The sequence below is a fragment of the Pseudomonas capsici genome, assembly GCF_017165765.1.
GTDB classification, from domain to species: domain Bacteria; phylum Pseudomonadota; class Gammaproteobacteria; order Pseudomonadales; family Pseudomonadaceae; genus Aquipseudomonas; species Aquipseudomonas capsici.
Map to the genome: position 1 here is coordinate 75,046 of NZ_JAFGZD010000010.1, position 17,194 is coordinate 92,239.

Consider the following 17,194-nt stretch of genomic DNA (forward strand, 5'->3'; position numbering starts at 1 on the left):
GCCAGCTATCCGGAGGGCAGGGCAGCATGACTGTCCTGCCCTCCGTCAGCGTTTAAAGGTCGTCGAAGAAACGCTCGTGCCAATCCACCAGCGGCTGAGGTGAATTGAGCTTCTGTCCGTAGATCACGGAATAAGACAGCACGTTCTGCACGTACTGACGGGTTTCGTCAAAGGGAATGCTTTCTACCCAGACATCGAATGCCAGATGGTTGGCACCCTTGAGCCATTGGCGAACGCGGCCAGGGCCGGCATTGTAGGCGGCGGAGGCGAGCACCCGGTTGCCATTGAACTGACCATGGACCTGGCTCAGGTAGGCAGCACCCAGCTGGATATTCTTGTCAGGGTCGAACACCTGCTGCGGCGAAGCCAGCGGAATGCTGAACTTGCGGGCGGTTTCCTTGGCGGTGGCCGGCATCAACTGCATCAGGCCGCTGGCACCCACGCCTGAGCGGGCGTCGTCCATGAAGGCGCTTTCCTGGCGGGTAATGGCGAACACCCAGCTCGAATGCAGGCCGCGTACCTGTGCTTCCCGGACCAGCGTGTCACGGTGGGCCATGGGGAAACGGATATCCAGGTCGTCCCAGTACTGCGCCTGACTGATGGTGCGAATCGCCGGGAAATACCACTTCATGTCATAGGCCAGCTTCGCCTGGGCAACCATTTCATCGCGGTTGAACAGGCGGCTGACGTGATACCACTCGCGACGGCCGTCGACGATTTCGCCACGATCATGAAACTCCAGGGCGCGGCGTATGCCCGGCGTGTTGCGAACCTTGTTGACCAGCGCAGGGCTGAGCACCAGAGGCTTGTTGTTGAGCTGGTAAGGGCTCTGGGTGCGGTCGGCCGCCAGGAAACCATAGAAGTCGCGCTCCTTGGCCACGTCCTTGTACAGAGTCGGGATCAGCGGGTTGTTCGGCTGGGCAAGTTCGAGTGCGCGAGCTTCCCAATAGCGCCAGCGATTGGTGCTGGCCAGATCCTGAGGCAGGCGGCGGGCCAGTTCGTAGGCATCCTCCCAGCGTCCCAGGCGCAACAGCAGGCGCAGGCGCCATTCGGTCACTGTGTTGTCCCGCAGTTCGGGATCATATTTGGTCATGACCTCCAGAGCCCGGTCGTCATAACGACGGGCCAGAGTCAGGCCGATTTCCTTGGCGATCTCTACCTGCTCTTCGCGGGAGAAGTGCATGGTCGCGGCGTAACCGTCGAGCATGGCCAGGGCTTTTTGCGGGTCCTGTCTGGCGAGGCGACGCAAGCCAAGACCGACCACGTCGGACATGGCTTCATCCACAGGGGCGAACTGCGCCGGGTTATTGAGCATTTCCGGCTTCTGGGCAACGGCCAGCAGCAACTTGCCCTGAGGTGCCAGTGAATTGAGGCTGTTGACCAAGGTGTTTGCCAGGCTGTAGTTGCGAGCCTGGGCGGCCAGCTTGGCGCGCTGCCAGCGTTTCTGCTCGGTCAACTGACCGGCCGCTGCCCACTGGCTGAAGAATGCATCGCAGGCGTCCGGCTGGGTCTTGCCGGTCATCCACAGCTTTTCGGCGCTGGCATAGCCTTCGGCGCGCATGTTGTTGTTCAACTGGTACTGACCGTACAGGCAGTCCAGTTCGACAAAATTCATCTTGGGGCTGTAGTACTTGACGAAGGTTTGCCAGTCGCCGCGCTCTGCCAGCCAGCGCAACCAGCGCAGCTTCATCCAGTTGGCCTGTGGCAGATCGCCGTGCTCGGCCAGGAATCGTTCTATTTCCTGATTGCTGGCGGTCTTGAGGCGCGCAGTCAGTTCGTCGTATTCGAGGTAGGGCTCCAGCGGATAGGTGGCCAGTGCCGATCTGTACATCTGATAAGGGCCCGAATCACCCTTGGCCAGTGCCCGTTTTGCTTCGTCGTAGTATTTGCGTTGTTGGCTGAGGTCTGCCGCGTGAACATTCTGGGCCGCGGTGGCAGAGAGCAGCAGGCAGGATAAAAAGCTGAACAAGCGACTGCGCATGAGACTTCCGAGCAGATGATTCGTGAAAAGTGCCACTAGCTTAGCCTTTTGCCAGCCCCGGGTGAAAGCATTGCCGAAGGCTGTAGCTCGCGGGAATGAAACCGGATGTTATAAGGCCGACACCCTCCGTCGCTGGCGGGCGGCATGAATACCGACATCCATGGGTGATCTCAGGTAGAATGCGCGCCCGGTTTTTGGAGAAGATCATGACCCTGCTCAAATTCAGCGATGTGTCCCTTGCTTTCGGCGCCATGCCGTTGTTGGACAAGGTGTCCTGGCAGATCGCCCGTGGTGAGCGGGTGTGCATCATCGGTCGCAACGGTACAGGCAAGTCCAGCATGTTGAAGCTGGTCAAGGGCGTGCAGAAGCCCGATGACGGTGCCGTCTGGCGTGCGCCCGGCCTCAAGATCGGCGAGTTGCCCCAGGAATTGCCTGTGGCCGACGAGCGGACCGTTTTCGACGTGGTCGCCGAGGGGCTCGATGGCGTGGGCTCCTTGCTTGCCCAGTATCACCATCTGGCCCAGAACTGCGTGACCGAGGAAGACCTCAACAAGCTCATGCACGTCCAGCAGGAACTCGAAGCCCGTGACGGCTGGCGCCTGCAGCAACTGGTCGAAAGCACCCTGAGCCGTCTGCAACTGCCGGCCGACAAGACCCTGGCCGAGTTGTCCGGTGGCTGGCGTCGCCGTGTGCTGCTGGCTCAGGCGCTGGTGTCCGAGCCGGATCTGCTGCTGCTCGACGAGCCGACCAACCACCTGGATATCGGCGCAATCGCCTGGCTCGAAGAAGCCCTCAAGGATTTCCAGGGCGCGGTACTGTTCATTACCCACGACCGGGCATTCCTGCAGAACCTGGCGACCCGCATTCTGGAACTGGACCGTGGCGGTCTGATCGACTGGAACGGCGACTACGCCAGCTTCCTGGTGCACAAGGAGGCGGCACTGGCGGCCGAAGAAACCGCCAACGCCCTGTTCGACAAGCGTCTGGCCCAGGAAGAAGTGTGGATTCGTCAGGGCATCAAGGCCCGTCGCACCCGTAACGAAGGCCGTGTGCGCGCCCTCAAGGCTCTGCGCGTCGAACGCAGCGAGCGTCGCGAGCGTACCGGCAAGGCCAATATCCAGCTCGATACTGCCGAGAAGTCCGGCAAGCAGGTAATGATGCTGGAAAACGTCAGTTTCGCCCATCCGGGTGGTCCGACGTTGATCAAGGATTTCTCCATGGTCCTGCAGCGCGAGGACCGTATCGGTCTGCTGGGAGCCAACGGTACTGGCAAGACGACGTTGCTCAAGCTGATGCTGGACAACCTGCAGCCTACCCAGGGCAAGGTCGAAGTCGGCACTCGTCTGGAGGTCGCTTACTTCGACCAGTTGCGTCATCAGCTCGATCTGGAAAAGACCGTGATCGACAACGTGGCCGAAGGTCGTGACTTCATCGATATCGATGGCCAGAGCCGCCACGTCCTGAGCTATCTGGGCGATTTCCTGTTCAGCCCGCAACGTGCGCGGACGCCGGTCAAGGCATTGTCCGGTGGCGAGCGTGCCCGCCTGCTGCTGGCCAAGCTGTTCAGCAAACCGGCCAACCTGCTGGTCCTCGACGAACCCACCAACGACCTGGACGTGGAAACTCTGGAACTGCTCGAAGAAGTGCTGCTGACCTTCAAGGGCACCGTACTGATGGTCAGCCACGACCGGGCATTCCTGGATAACGTGGTGACCAGCACGCTGGTGTTCGAAGGGGAAGGCAAGGTTCGCGAGTATGTCGGTGGCTATCAGGACTGGCTGCGTCAGGGCGGTTCGCCGCGCCTGCTGGGTGTGACCGACACCAAGTCGGGCAAGGCCGAGCTGAACAGTGCCGTGGTGCAGGCTGCACCGGTTGCCGCTCAGGAAATGCCGGTCGCGAAAAAGAAGCTCAGCTACAAGCAGCAGCGCGAGCTGGAAGCCTTGCCGGGGCAGATCGATGAAGTGGAAGGGCTGATGGCTGCCCTGACTGCCGAAATGGCCGAGCCGGGCTTCTATCAGCGCTCTTCCGAGCAGACCACTGCGGTGCTGGCTCAGGTCGAAAGCCTGCAGGCGCAGCTCGATGCCTTGCTGGAGCGCTGGGCCGAACTGGACGAGTGATACCGATTCGCACCTTCAAAAAAAGCCCGGGATCGATGCCCGGGCTTTTCGCTGGTGAGTGTTTTTACTCAGGCTTGTTGAGGCGTACGGCCAGAACGTCGCAAGGTGCGCCATGCAGGACGTCATTGGCGGTCGAGCCCAGCAGCAGGGCCAGACCATGGCGGCCATGGCTGCCAACAACAATCAGGTCGCACTTCTGGTTCTTGGCCAACTGGTGGATTTCCTGGCGTGGCTGGCCGTAGACCAGATGGCTTTCGCCTGCCTTGATCTCCGGGTATTTTTCCTTCAGCTTTTCCAGCTTTTCCTTGGCCTGATCGAATTGCTGCTGTTGCAACTGTGACAGATCCATCGGGACGTCGCCCCCGAAGGCCATGGCCATGGGTTCGACGATATGCACCATCGACAAGGTGGCATTGCTGGCCTGGGCCAGCACCCGGGCGCGACGTATGACGGGATCGCACTCGTCGGTGAGGTCAATGGCAACCAGAATGTGTTGATACGACATAAGGAGGTCCTCCGAGAGGATTGCGATAAGTGTGAGTATGGCTTCTTCGCACGCTTGTGGGCAGGCCCTTTTGCAAGCCATTGTTTATTTTGATTTTTTTAGTGCTGCGAAAGCTGGCGAGCAAGACTGTGGTCTGCTCTGCGACTCTTTCGGGTGATCTCCTTTTATCGGCGCGCATTCGCATCCGTTTCGATGCCGGATATTTCCAGATGCGGCCACTTTTCGTACAGAGCCTGATCGGGCGGGGACAAGAAATATGATGACCTTGGTGGTTCTGTCAATCATTTGTGTGATGTTGAGCCCTCTGGTATGGCTGCGTCCCTCGCGTCAACAGAGCGGCAGAATGGCCTTGCGCCTTGAGGCCCGGCGTCTGGGAATGGCCATGCAACTGGTACCCCAGGAGTGGCCGCACTGGCTGTCAAAGGAGCCGCCAAGCCCGTGCGCCCAATATCATCGTCCTCGATCGGGCTCACAGATGGCATGTTGGGCCTATTGGCAGAGCGAGCCGGGTGTCTGGCTCAATCGCTGGCGCGAGCCTTGCGAGGATGCCGGGTTGATAAATCATTTCAATACGTTGCCGGCGGACGTGTTCAAGGTCGAGGCCGATACGCAGATGATTGCCTTGTTCTGGGGCGAAAAGGGGGAGCCGCAGGTCTTGCCGAAAATCGATGCGGTGCTCAAGGCGCTGGCCTGAAGCCCGCTTGATTCGCAGCCAATAAAAAGCCCGACAAAAGCATCGGGCTGGGGGTTGGCCAGGCAGGCCGATAATTCTGGGTGCTACGGTGCAATGCCGTAGATCGCCGGGTGCCCTGCGCCGATGAGCGGCTTTGCTGGCACTGGCCAGACTTTAGACCTTGCGCTCCGTTTTGTCGCGTTTTTCCCGAGTATTTTTCATCTGCGAGCCTCAACGGTGCAAAAAGCCCTGTCCGGGGTTTGCTCCGAGCTTTGCATTATCACTTTTTTGAATGGGCCCAAATCAAACTCGGGGCCTTGAGTGAGGGCTGGCCCGCAATCTGGCCAATACGCCGTTTTTATTGATGTTTCGTTGAATTGACAATTTTCGGGTTTTGCCTGATGGTGTGCATACCCAAATCAAACGGGCGTATGAATTGATCGTTTGGTCGTCAGACGGCTCTGACAGAACTCTGACTACCACGTCGGCGGGTGTGCTTGATTTGGCGTGTTCATCGACGGCGACGTCGTAGTCTCGTCGAACCCCAAGGTTCGGCGAGTATTGTTCAGCTTCCCTATTGTGGAGATCAGTTGATGATTTACGAAGGTAAAGCCATCACGGTTAAGGCTCTTGAAAGTGGCATCGTCGAATTGAATTTCGATCTCAAGGGTGAGTCCGTCAACAAGTTCAATCGCCTGACCCTGAACGAGCTGCGTCAGGTGGTGGATGTCCTCAAGGCCGACGCTTCTGTCAAAGGTGTGATTGTCACCAGCGGCAAGGATGTATTCATTGTCGGTGCCGACATCACCGAGTTTGTCGATAACTTCAAGCTGCCGGAAAGCGAACTGATTGCCGGTAACCTGGAAGCCAACAGGATCTTCAGCGACTTCGAAGACCTGGGCGTGCCAACGGTCGTTGCTATCAATGGCATCGCTCTGGGTGGTGGCCTGGAGATGTGTCTGGCGGCTGATTATCGTGTCATCGCCAGTACTGCGAAGATCGGTCTGCCAGAGGTCAAGCTGGGCATTTACCCTGGTTTTGGCGGTACTGTCCGCCTGCCTCGTATCATCGGGGCCGACAACGCCATCGAATGGATCGCTTCGGGCAAGGAAAACGCTGCCGAAGACGCCCTCAAGGTCGGCGCTGTCGATGCGGTGGTCGTCCCTGAAAAACTTCAGGCTGCTGCTCTGGATCTGGTCAAGCGCGCCATCAGCGGCGAGTTCGATTACAAGGCCAAGCGTCAGCCCAAGCTGGACAAGCTCAAGCTCAATCCGATTGAGCAGATGATGGCATTCGAAACCGCCAAGGGTTTTATCGCAGGTCAAGCCGGACCGAATTATCCGGCACCTGTCGAAGCCATCAAGACTATCCAGAAAGCCGCCAACTTCGGTCGCGACAAGGCTCTGGAAGTCGAAGCGGCCGGTTTCGTGAAAATGGCCAAGACGTCTGCGGCCCAGAGTCTGATCGGCCTGTTCCTGAACGATCAGGAGCTGAAAAAGAAAGCCAAGGCATACGATTCGCTGGCCAAGGATGTGAAACAGGCTGCCGTACTGGGCGCTGGCATCATGGGCGGCGGTATCGCCTACCAATCGGCTGTCAAAGGCACGCCGATCCTGATGAAGGATATCCGCGAAGAAGCCATTCAGCTGGGTCTCAATGAGGCTTCCAAGCTGCTGGGCAGTCGTGTCGAAAAAGGTCGTCTGACTCCAGCCAAGATGGCCGAGGCACTCAATGCGATTCGTCCGACCTTGTCCTATGGCGATTTCGGCAATGTCGACCTGGTGGTCGAAGCGGTAGTCGAAAACCCCAAGATCAAGCAGTCCGTACTGGCCGAAGTCGAAGCCAATGTGGCTGAAAACGCCATCCTGGCCTCCAACACCTCGACCATTTCCATCACCTTGCTGGCTCAGGCCCTCAAGCGTCCGGAAAACTTCGTCGGCATGCACTTCTTCAACCCGGTGCACATGATGCCGCTGGTGGAAGTCATCCGTGGCGAGAAGTCCAGCGAAGAAGCCGTGGCCACCACCGTTGCCTACGCCAAGAAAATGGGCAAGAACCCGATTGTGGTCAACGACTGCCCGGGCTTCCTGGTCAACCGGGTCCTGTTCCCGTACTTCGGCGGTTTCGCCAAGCTGGTCAGTGCCGGTGTGGACTTCGTGCGTATCGACAAGGTCATGGAAAAATTCGGCTGGCCCATGGGGCCTGCGTACCTGATGGACGTGGTCGGCATCGACACGGGGCATCATGGTCGTGACGTCATGGCGGAAGGTTTTCCGGACCGCATGAAGGACGACACTCGTTCAGCCGTGGACGTGCTGTATGAGGCCAAGCGCCTGGGTCAGAAGAACGGCAAGGGCTTTTATGCCTACGAGACGGACAAGAAGGGCAAGCCCAAGAAGGTCAGCGATCCGACCGTGCTGGACGTACTCAAGCCGATTGTCTACGAGCAGCGTGAAGTGACCGATGAAGACATCATCAACTGGATGATGATCCCGCTGTGCATGGAAACCGTGCGCTGCCTGGAAGACGGTATCGTCGAAACCGCCGCCGAAGCCGACATGGGCCTGATCTACGGCATCGGTTTCCCTCCGTTCCGTGGTGGTGCGCTGCGTTACATCGACTCCATCGGCGTCGCCCAATTCGTTGCCCTCGCTGACCAATATGCCGAGCTGGGTGCCTTGTATCAACCGACCGCGAAGCTGCGTGAAATGGCCAGTAAAGGCCAGAGCTTCTTCGGTTAAGCGCCTTCTGAGGAATGAACGTATGAGCTTGAATCCAAGAGACGTCGTGATTGTCGATTTCGGTCGCACTCCGATGGGCCGCTCCAAGGGCGGCATGCACCGCAACACCCGCGCCGAAGACATGTCGGCGCATCTGATCAGCAAGTTGCTGGAGCGCAATGCGAAGATCGATCCGGCCGAGGTGGAAGATGTCATCTGGGGCTGCGTCAACCAGACCCTGGAGCAGGGCTGGAACATCGCGCGCATGGCGTCGCTGTTGACCCAGATCCCGCACACTTCCGCGGCCCAGACCGTGAGCCGCCTGTGCGGCTCGTCCATGAGCGCGCTGCACACGGCAGCCCAGGCGATCATGACCGGCAACGGTGATGTCTTCGTGATCGGTGGCGTCGAGCACATGGGCCACGTCGGCATGATGCATGGCGTCGATCCTAACCCGCACATGTCCCTGCATGCTGCCAAGGCGTCGGGCATGATGGGCCTGACTGCCGAAATGCTCGGCAAGATGCACGGCATTACCCGTGAGCAACAGGATGCCTTCGGCCTGCGCTCCCACCAGCTTGCCCACAAGGCGACGCTGGAGGGCAAGTTCAAGGACGAGATCATCCCGATGCAGGGTTATGACGAAAACGGTTTCCTCAAGGTTTTCGACTACGACGAAACCATCCGTCCGGATACCACCCTGGAAAGTCTCGCGGCGCTCAAGCCTGCATTCAACCCCAAGGGCGGTACTGTGACAGCGGGTACCTCATCGCAGATTACCGATGGTGCGTCCTGCATGATCGTCATGTCTGCCCAGCGTGCCAAGGACCTGGGCATCGAGCCGATGGCCGTCATCCGCTCCATGGCCGTGGCGGGTGTCGACCCGGCAATCATGGGTTACGGCCCTGTGCCTGCAACCCAGAAAGCCCTCAAGCGTGCGGGCCTGGGCATTGCCGATATCGACTTCTTCGAGCTCAACGAAGCCTTCGCTGCACAGGCCCTGCCAGTGCTCAAGGATCTGAAAGTGCTCGACAAGATGAACGAGAAGGTTAATCTGAACGGCGGCGCTATCGCCCTGGGCCATCCATTTGGATGCTCCGGTGCGCGTATTTCGGGTACTTTGCTCAATGTAATGAAGCAGAATGGCGGCAAGCTGGGTGTCTCGACCATGTGTATCGGTCTGGGCCAGGGCATTGCCACTGTTTTTGAACGCATCTGAGATTGAAAGGGTCTGTTGTCGTCAACGGACCCTGAATTGATGCGAGCCGGGGCCTGGTCCCCGGCTTTTGTATTTTGGAAAAGGCAACTTTTTTACCCGTTGTTTCAGTCATGTTTCAAGAGGGCAGCAGCATGCAATTACAGCCAGGGCTCTATCGCCATTACAAAGGCCCGGAGTACCGGGTATTCAGTGTTGCGCGGCATTCCGAGACCGAAGAGGACGTGGTGTTTTACCAGGCTCTTTACGGTGATTTCGGGATGTGGGTGCGTCCTTTGAGCATGTTCCTCGAGTCCGTCGAGGTTGACGGCGAGCAAGTGCCGCGCTTTGCTTTGGTTCAGGCCGAGCCGAGTCTCTTCAGCCGTCCGTGAGTCGGCATCGCACAACAGCCTGTGCTTGACCTCACCTTGTAGCCACTATATATAGCGTGGCCTTTATAAGCTCCACTCGTCTTTCATCTAGTTTTCAGGAATTTTCTGATCCATGGGCAAATCGCTGGTCATCGTGGAATCCCCGGCTAAGGCCAAGACCATCAACAAGTATTTGGGCAACCAGTACGTGGTGAAGTCGAGTATCGGCCATATCCGAGACCTGCCCACCAGCGGTTCGGCTAGTGCTGCCAAGGAACCTGCCGCCAAGCGTGGCAAGGCAACTGCGAGCGAAGCGCCCGCACTGAGCCCCAAGGAAAAGGCCCGGCGTCAGCTGGTGTCGCGTATGGGCGTCGACCCCGAACACGGCTGGAAGGCCAAGTACGAAATCCTTCCCGGCAAGGAGAAGGTGATCGAAGAGCTGCGCAAGCTGGCCAAGGATGCCGACACCATCTATCTCGCAACGGACTTGGACCGCGAAGGGGAAGCCATTGCCTGGCACCTGCGCGAAGCCATCGGCGGGGATGACAGTCGCTTCAAGCGCGTGGTGTTCAACGAAATCACCAAGAAAGCCATCCAGGAAGCCTTTTCAAAGCCCGGCGAGCTGGATATTGCCCGTGTGAACGCCCAGCAGGCCCGTCGCTTCCTCGACCGCGTCGTGGGCTACATGGTTTCGCCTCTGCTCTGGCAGAAGGTTGCTCGTGGCCTGTCGGCCGGTCGTGTGCAATCGGTTGCCGTGAAACTGGTCGTCGAGCGTGAACGCGAAATCCGCGCCTTCATTCCTGAAGAATACTGGGAAATCCATGCCGACCTGGGCACTGCCAAGGGTGCCAATGTGCGCTTTGAAGTCGCCAGGGAAAACGGCGAGGCCTTCAAACCGCTCAACGAAGCTCAGGCCATGGCGGCGCTGGAAAAGCTCAAGGCTTCCAGCTACAGCATCGTCAAACGTGAAGACAAGCCGACCAGCAGCAAGCCGTCGGCACCGTTCATCACGTCCACCTTGCAGCAGGCGGCCAGTAACCGTCTGGGCTTTGGTGTGAAGAAAACCATGATGATGGCTCAGCGCTTGTATGAAGCGGGCTACATCACTTACATGCGTACCGACTCCACCAACCTGTCGGCCGATGCCGTCAGCATGGCGCGCACTTACATCGAGACAGAGTTCGGCAAGAAATACCTGCCCGACTCCCCGAATGTCTACAGCAGCAAGGAAGGCGCACAAGAGGCTCACGAAGCGATTCGTCCGTCCGACGTCAACACCCATCCAAGCAAGCTGTCGGGCATGGAGCGTGATGCCGAGCGCCTTTACGAACTGATCTGGCGTCAGTTCGTGGCCTGCCAGATGCCACCGGCCCAGTACCTGTCGACCACGGTCAGTGTTGCTGCCGGCGACTTCGAACTGCGCGCCAAGGGCCGCATCCTGAAGTTCGACGGTTACACCCGCGTATTGCCGCAGATGTCCAAGCCTGGCGATGACGGTGTGCTGCCGGACATGGCGCAGGGCGAAACCCTGAAACTGGTTGCGCTGGACCCGAGCCAGCACTTCACCAAGCCGCCGGCGCGTTACTCCGAAGCAAGTCTGGTCAAGGAAATGGAAAAACGTGGTATCGGTCGTCCTTCGACCTATGCGGCGATCATTTCCACCATTCAGGATCGTGGCTACGTTGCATTGCACAATCGCCGTTTCTATTCGGAAAAAATGGGCGATATCGTCACAGGCCGTCTGTCCGAGAGCTTTTCCAATCTGATGGACTACGGCTTTACGGCCGGCATGGAAGAGAACCTCGACGATGTGGCCCAGGGTGAACGCGACTGGAAGAACGTGCTGGACGAGTTCTACGGCGACTTCCGCAAGAAGCTCGAAGTGGCCGAAGCCCCTGACAGCGGCATGCGTGCCAACCAGCCGGTCATGACCGACATTCCGTGCAAGGTATGCGGCCGTCCGATGCAGATCCGCACCGCCTCGACCGGCGTATTCCTCGGCTGCTCGGGCTACAGCCTGCCTCCGAAAGAGCGTTGCAAGGCGACGGTCAACCTGACTCCCGGTGACGAGATCGCCGAGGATGATGAAGGTGAGTCCGAATCCCGCGTATTGCGCGGCAAGCATCGTTGCCCGGTCTGCAGCACGGCCATGGATGCCTATCTGCTGGACGAGAAGCACAAGCTGCATATCTGCGGCAACAACCCGGATTGCTCGGGTTACGAGATCGAAGAGGGGACTTATCGCATCAAGGGCTACGAAGGTCCGAGCCTGGAATGCGACAAGTGCGGCAGCGAAATGCAGCTCAAGACCGGGCGTTTCGGCAAGTTCTTCGGCTGCACCAATGCCGAATGCAAGAACACCCGCAAACTGCTCAAGAGTGGTGATGCAGCGCCGCCGAAGATGGACCCGGTGAAGATGCCTGAGCTCAAGTGCGACAAGGTCGACGATACCTACATCCTGCGCGACGGAGCTTCCGGTCTATTCCTGGCTGCAAGCCAGTTTCCGAAGAATCGTGAAACCCGCGCACCGCTGGTCATGGAGATCGTGCCGCACAAGCACGAAATCGATCCCAAGTATCATTTCCTCTGCGAAGCGCCTCAGAAAGACCCCGATGGCCGCCCGGCGGTAATTCGTTACAGCCGCAAGACCAAAGAGCAATATGTCCAGACCGAAGTGGAGGGCAAGCCGACCGGTTGGCGTGCGTTCTATGAGGGTGGCGTCTGGAAGGTCGAAGACAAGCGCTGATCGAATGTGCCCGGCGCAAGTCGGGTACGGTTTGTCCCGAAGGCTCCTGGCGGGTTTATCCTGTCGGGAGCTTTGACGCTTGGGGCTATGCTCTTTTTATCTGACCGTTATGGAGAATGCCGCCATGGCCCATGAACTCTATACCCGCACCAATCAGAAGATCTATTTTGCCGGGCTTGCGCTTGAGGCGCTGGGCAAGGCCGAGAAGGGGCAGGCCATCAATGCCCAGGCACTGTTGCAGGCTGAGCGTGAAGCCGTCCTGTTTCATTTGTATGGCGCGCTGCTGGGGCTGTGTCATGAGATTGCTGGTTTCTATCGCTTGCCTCAGGCCAATGCGCCCCGGGCCGAACTGCTGCTGACTCAGGATGTGCTGGACGCTGTGGCAATCCCGGAGATGGCCGAGCTGGTCGAGCTGACGAAGAATCGGGAAACCTGGCTGGCGCAGCTTCTGTCGGCCTACAGCGCCTTGTTCGAGCCGCCTCGCGCCCCGAAAACGCCCAAGGGGGATGTGACCCAGGCGATGATTGTGGCGGTAAATCTGGACAGTGACCCTGAGATCGAGCTGACTCGTGAGGAACTGGAAGGCTGGCGACAACAACTAAAGGGTCTGGCCATTCGTTTTCGTGAAGGCTTGAGCGAGTGCTAAAACCAATGATCTACAGGCTGGCAGACTGTTACAATGCTGGCCTTTCGCGGAGTATTTGTACTGATGCCTACCTCTTTTCTTGAAATTGTCGAACTACCTGACGGCCGCATAGAGTTGCGTCGAGCCGATGATGAAGGGGCGCTGGTCACCCTCGACTTCTCGGCGGATGCCAAGTCTTTCATGCAGGGTCAGCATGTCGAGATTGCCAAGGCAATGCTGAGCGTAGGTGTGCAGATGGCCGGACGGCTGGCCGAGGGTGAGCTCGAAAAGGACACCGGCCCGAGAGTTCTTCATTAACGAGTGGGCAATCAGCCCAGTCGAATATTCAGGCTCTGTGCATTCCCGACCCGTGCCGCATTGACCAGTTGCTGGCGAGCAGCAGCGCTCAGCGGGTTGAGCCAGCTGACCACCGTATGACTTCTTCCCAGTCGAAGCGCCTCACGAGTCAACTCCAGTGCGCTTTGAGTCCCGCGCGGTTGCAATAGCAGAATTCGCTCTCTGTTGAGCCCTGCATCCCTCAGCCATGTCTGAGTCAGGCTCGAGGGTGGCGCAATCAGGGTCAGCCAGCGGTCGCTGGTATCCTGGCTCAGCTCTCGAAGAATGGGGGCCATGAGGCTCAGGCAGTTCCCGGCAGCGCCGCGCAATGTCAGTTCACTGAAAGCTTCCGGCTCGTTTCTCCAGGCTTTTTCGGGTTCTTCGGCAATCATCGGAGTCATGGGCTGAGCCAGGAACGCCTCGAACAGCGGCAATTGCGTATGCGGTGCTTGATGGATCTGCATGGAGTCTCCTTAGCGGCGAATGACGCCGACACTCAGGCCTTCGATTACCAGTTCCTGATCCTTGAGATCGACCTCGATGGGGACGAACTCCGGGTTTTCAGCAATGAGCCAGACCTTGCTGCCTTCACGCTTGAAGCGTTTTACCGTGACCTCGTCGCCGATTCGTGCCACCACGATCTGGCCGTTGCGGGCTTCGCGGGTGGTGTGGACGGCCAGAAGGTCGCCGTCGAGGATGCCGATATCCTTCATGCTCATGCCGTGGACACGAAGCAGGTAGTCGGCACTGGGATGGAAGAAGGTCGGGTTGATATTGCAGGACTCTTCGATATGCTGCTGGGCCAGGATCGGCGCACCAGCGGCAACACGGCCGATGATCGGCAGGCTGTTTTCGTCGGGTTTGGCCTCGAAACCGGGAATGCGGATGCCGCGTGAGGCACCAGGCGTCATTTCAATGGCACCCTTGCGGGCAAGTGCCTTGAGGTGTTCTTCGGCCGCGTTGGGGGATTTGAACCCCAGTTCCTGAGCGATTTCCGCACGGGTAGGCGGGTAGCCATTGTCTTCGAGGCAGCGTTTGATGAAGCCCAGAATCTCGGCTTGGCGTGGCGTCAGTTTGATCATGGCGGGCGCTCTGTCTTTTTATACAGTGACTGGGATTATATACAGTGAAGGCGTATTGGCAATCGTCCTTTTCATTTTCGTCGCCCGGCGGTCGGGTTGCAGTCTGTCTGCAAGAAGTCGGATAAGTGACTGTTCGGCCACTATATGAACAGCCCGCTTGACAAGAGCCCCGGCTGATACGTATGTTTCAAACGTTCGTTTGTTAGGCAGAGAGCCATGGCCCAGTCGGAAACCGTTGAACGCATTCTTGATGCTGCCGAGCAATTGTTCGCAGAAAAAGGCTTTGCCGAAACTTCCTTGCGTCTGATAACCAGCAAGGCGTCGGTCAATCTGGCTGCGGTGAACTATCACTTCGGCTCCAAGAAGGCTTTGATCCAGGCGGTTTTCTCGCGTTTTCTGGGACCTTTCTGCATCAGTCTCGAGCGCGAGCTGGAGCGTCGTCAGGCAAAGCCCGAGCAAAAGCCAACCCTTGAAGAGCTGCTGGAAATGCTCGTCGAGCAGGCGCTGGTGGTTCAGCCGCGTAGCGGCAATGACCTGTCGATCTTCATGCGTCTGCTGGGGCTTGCCTTCAGCCAGAGCCAGGGGCACTTGCGTCGCTATCTGGAAGACATGTACGGCAAGGTATTCCGCCGCTACATGATCCTGGTCAACGAAGCCGCGCCACGCATTCCGCCTATCGAACTGTTCTGGCGCGTGCATTTCATGCTGGGTGCCGCAGCCTTCAGCATGTCCGGTATCAAGGCCCTGCGTGCCATCGCCGAGACCGATTTCGGCGTCAACACTTCCATCGAGCAGGTCATGCGTCTGATGGTGCCATTCCTGGCTGCCGGCATGCGTGCGGAAACCGGCGTTACAGACGCTGCCATGATTGCCGCACAGCTCAAGCCACGTACCAAAAGCTCTTCAAGCGCCCCCGTCGCCGCCAAGGCCTGACGATTCCTGGATGCGCTCGCATTGCGCGAGGCTCCAGGATCAAGCACCATGCCGGGATTGATTGGAATGGTGTGTTAAGGGTTTTTCTATGAGTTCTGGCCTGCAAGGCTCCCTGATGGTCGATATCGACGGTACCTGGCTGACCGCCGAAGACCGTCAGTTTCTACGTCACCCCGAAGTGGGCGGTCTGATTATCTTTGCCCGTAACATCGAGCATCCGCGCCAGGTACGCGAGCTGAGCGCGGCCATTCGTGCCGTTCGCCCGGACTTGCTGCTGGCTGTGGATCAGGAAGGTGGCAGGGTTCAGCGTCTGCGACAGGGCTTCGTGCGGTTGCCGGCGATGCGTGCCATTGCCGACAAGCCCGATGCCGAGTCATTGGCCGAACACTGCGGCTGGCTGATGGCGACCGAGGTGCTGGCTGTGGGCCTGGACCTGAGTTTCGCGCCGGTCCTGGACCTCGATTTCCAGCGCAGCGCGGTAGTTGGAACCCGTTCCTTCGAGGGTGATCCGGAGCGGGCCGCCTTGCTGGCTGGTGCCTTTATCCGTGGCATGCAGGCTGCCGGCATGGCCGCCACCGGCAAGCACTTTCCGGGGCATGGCTGGGCGGAAGCCGATTCCCATGTGGCAATCCCCAATGACGAGCGCAGCCTGGACGAGATTCGTAGCAAGGACCTCGTGCCTTTTGCGCGCCTGAGCAAGCAGTTGGCAGCCGTCATGCCTGCCCATGTCATCTATCCGCAGGTCGATTCGCAGCCTGCCGGTTTCTCCCGTCGCTGGTTGCAGGACATCCTGCGCGGCGAACTGCAATTTGACGGTGTTATCTTCAGTGACGACCTGTCGATGGCGGGTGCTCACGTGGTGGGGGATGCGGCCAGCCGTATCGAGGCTGCGCTGACGGCCGGTTGTGACATGGGCCTGGTCTGCAATGACCGTGCTGCCGCCGAGTTGGCCCTGAGTGCTGCACAGCGTCTGAAGGTCAAGCCTTCTGCGCGCATCGCCCGCATGCGTGGCCAGGCTCATGCTTCGACGGATTATCGCCAGCATCCGCGCTGGCTGGCGGCGCTTCAGGCGCTGCGCAATGCCCAATTGATCGATTAAGGATTTGCAATGACGGTTTACGCGATTATCGGCGGCACGGGCCTGACCCAGCTGGAAGGTCTGAACATTCGCCAGTCCCTGCCCATGAATACGCCTTATGGCGCGCCGTCGGGCGAAATCCAGATCGGTGACTATGCCGGTCGCGAAGTGATGTTTCTGGCCCGTCACGGCCATCCTCATCGCCTGCCGCCGCATCAGGTGAACTACCGCGCCAATATCTGGGCCTTGAAGCAGGCCGGTGCGCAAGCGATTCTGGCGGTGAATGCCGTGGGGGGTATTCATCCGGCCATGGGCACCGGGCATTTCTGCGTGCCCCATGATCTGGTGGATTACACCAGCGGCCGGCAGCACACGTTCTTTGCCGACGATCTGGAGCAGGTCACCCATATCGACTTCAGCTACCCCTACAGCGAAGCCCTGCGTGCCCGTCTGATCGCTGCACTGGCGGCTGAAGGGTGCGAGTTCAGTGACCGTGGAGTGTATGCCTGCACCCAGGGGCCGCGTCTGGAGACAGTGGCCGAGATCATTCGTCTTGAGCGTGACGGCTGCGACATCGTTGGCATGACCGGTATGCCGGAAGCGGCACTGGCCCGTGAGCTGGAGCTGGATTACGCCTGTCTGGCGCTGGTGGTCAACCCGGCGGCGGGCAAGTCGACGACTGTCATCACCATGGCCGAGATCGAGCAGGCGCTGCGCGATGGCATGGGCAAGGTGAAAGCGACCCTGGCGCGGGTGTTGTCGGCGCAGTGAAAAACCGCTTCATCAGCCATTTCAGATTCAACGTATGGCCAAAGGCTTACAAGTGCTGAAG

15 protein-coding genes are annotated in these 17,194 nt (G+C 58.9%); 11 read left to right on the forward strand and 4 right to left on the reverse strand.

The features are described 5' to 3' along the window. Positions 1–52: 52 nt before the first annotated feature. Positions 53–1,981 carry a transglycosylase SLT domain-containing protein gene (locus JSY17_RS15255; RefSeq protein ID WP_200976432.1) on the reverse strand — a complete coding sequence of 643 codons (1,929 nt, stop codon included), beginning with the start codon at positions 1,979–1,981 and terminating at the stop codon, positions 53–55. A gap of 206 nt (positions 1,982–2,187) precedes the next feature. Between JSY17_RS15255 and JSY17_RS15260 the strand changes: the two genes are divergently transcribed. Beyond that, positions 2,188–4,098: an ATP-binding cassette domain-containing protein gene (locus tag JSY17_RS15260; protein ID WP_117187060.1), complete on the forward strand. Its 1,911-nt coding sequence runs from the start codon at positions 2,188–2,190 to the stop codon at positions 4,096–4,098. 64 nt (positions 4,099–4,162) lie between these two features. On the opposite strand, the gene JSY17_RS15265 is transcribed toward JSY17_RS15260, so the two are convergent. Beyond that, entirely contained in the window at positions 4,163–4,603 is a 441-nt protein-coding gene (locus JSY17_RS15265; protein ID WP_117166575.1) for a universal stress protein, read from the reverse strand. 256 nt (positions 4,604–4,859) lie between these two features. On the opposite strand from JSY17_RS15265, the gene JSY17_RS15270 reads away from it, so the two are divergent. The 7 genes from JSY17_RS15270 (at position 4,860) to JSY17_RS15300 (ending at position 13,251) form a co-directional block, all read left to right on the forward strand. Then, entirely contained in the window at positions 4,860–5,297 is a 438-nt protein-coding gene (locus tag JSY17_RS15270) for a hypothetical protein (RefSeq protein WP_206402257.1), read from the forward strand. Between the two features lie 572 nt (positions 5,298–5,869). Then, positions 5,870–8,017 (forward strand): fatty acid oxidation complex subunit alpha FadB, encoded by a 2,148-nt coding sequence (fadB, locus tag JSY17_RS15275; protein WP_206402259.1) that lies wholly within the window; start codon positions 5,870–5,872, stop codon positions 8,015–8,017. Between the two features lie 22 nt (positions 8,018–8,039). Continuing rightward, positions 8,040–9,215 carry an acetyl-CoA C-acyltransferase FadA gene (gene fadA, locus JSY17_RS15280; RefSeq protein ID WP_117187007.1) on the forward strand — a complete coding sequence of 392 codons (1,176 nt, stop codon included), beginning with the start codon at positions 8,040–8,042 and terminating at the stop codon, positions 9,213–9,215. Positions 9,216–9,346: 131 nt separating this feature from the next. Further along, a complete protein-coding gene (locus JSY17_RS15285; RefSeq protein ID WP_117166802.1) occupies positions 9,347–9,583 on the forward strand; it encodes a DUF1653 domain-containing protein in 237 nt (78 codons plus the stop codon). 112 nt (positions 9,584–9,695) lie between these two features. Then, positions 9,696–12,308, forward strand: a complete 2,613-nt coding sequence (gene topA / locus JSY17_RS15290) for a type I DNA topoisomerase (RefSeq protein ID WP_117181304.1) — start codon at positions 9,696–9,698, stop codon at positions 12,306–12,308. A 124-nt stretch (positions 12,309–12,432) separates the two neighbouring features. Further along, a complete protein-coding gene (locus tag JSY17_RS15295) occupies positions 12,433–12,954 on the forward strand; it encodes a DUF6586 family protein (RefSeq protein WP_117187006.1) in 522 nt (173 codons plus the stop codon). Positions 12,955–13,017: 63 nt separating this feature from the next. Next, the gene (locus JSY17_RS15300; RefSeq protein ID WP_117166801.1) at positions 13,018–13,251 is read left to right on the forward strand and encodes a hypothetical protein; all 234 of its coding nucleotides are present in this window, start codon (positions 13,018–13,020) and stop codon (positions 13,249–13,251) included. A gap of 11 nt (positions 13,252–13,262) precedes the next feature. On the opposite strand, the gene sulA is transcribed toward JSY17_RS15300, so the two are convergent. Beyond that, positions 13,263–13,733, reverse strand: a complete 471-nt coding sequence (gene sulA, locus JSY17_RS15305) for an SOS-induced cell division inhibitor SulA (protein ID WP_117181306.1) — start codon at positions 13,731–13,733, stop codon at positions 13,263–13,265. A gap of 9 nt (positions 13,734–13,742) precedes the next feature. Continuing rightward, a complete protein-coding gene (lexA, locus tag JSY17_RS15310; protein WP_206402261.1) occupies positions 13,743–14,351 on the reverse strand; it encodes a transcriptional repressor LexA in 609 nt (202 codons plus the stop codon). A gap of 216 nt (positions 14,352–14,567) precedes the next feature. Here lexA and psrA point away from each other — a divergent pair, with 216 nt between their 5' ends. From psrA to JSY17_RS15325, 3 genes are all read left to right on the forward strand, one after another. After that, positions 14,568–15,284, forward strand: a complete 717-nt coding sequence (gene psrA / locus JSY17_RS15315; protein ID WP_117181307.1) for a transcriptional regulator PsrA — start codon at positions 14,568–14,570, stop codon at positions 15,282–15,284. Positions 15,285–15,384: 100 nt separating this feature from the next. Next, positions 15,385–16,383 carry a beta-N-acetylhexosaminidase gene (gene nagZ / locus JSY17_RS15320; RefSeq protein WP_206402290.1) on the forward strand — a complete coding sequence of 333 codons (999 nt, stop codon included), beginning with the start codon at positions 15,385–15,387 and terminating at the stop codon, positions 16,381–16,383. Between the two features lie 9 nt (positions 16,384–16,392). Continuing rightward, the gene (locus JSY17_RS15325) at positions 16,393–17,133 is read left to right on the forward strand and encodes an S-methyl-5'-thioinosine phosphorylase (RefSeq protein WP_117181309.1); all 741 of its coding nucleotides are present in this window, start codon (positions 16,393–16,395) and stop codon (positions 17,131–17,133) included. Positions 17,134–17,194 lie beyond the last annotated feature (61 nt).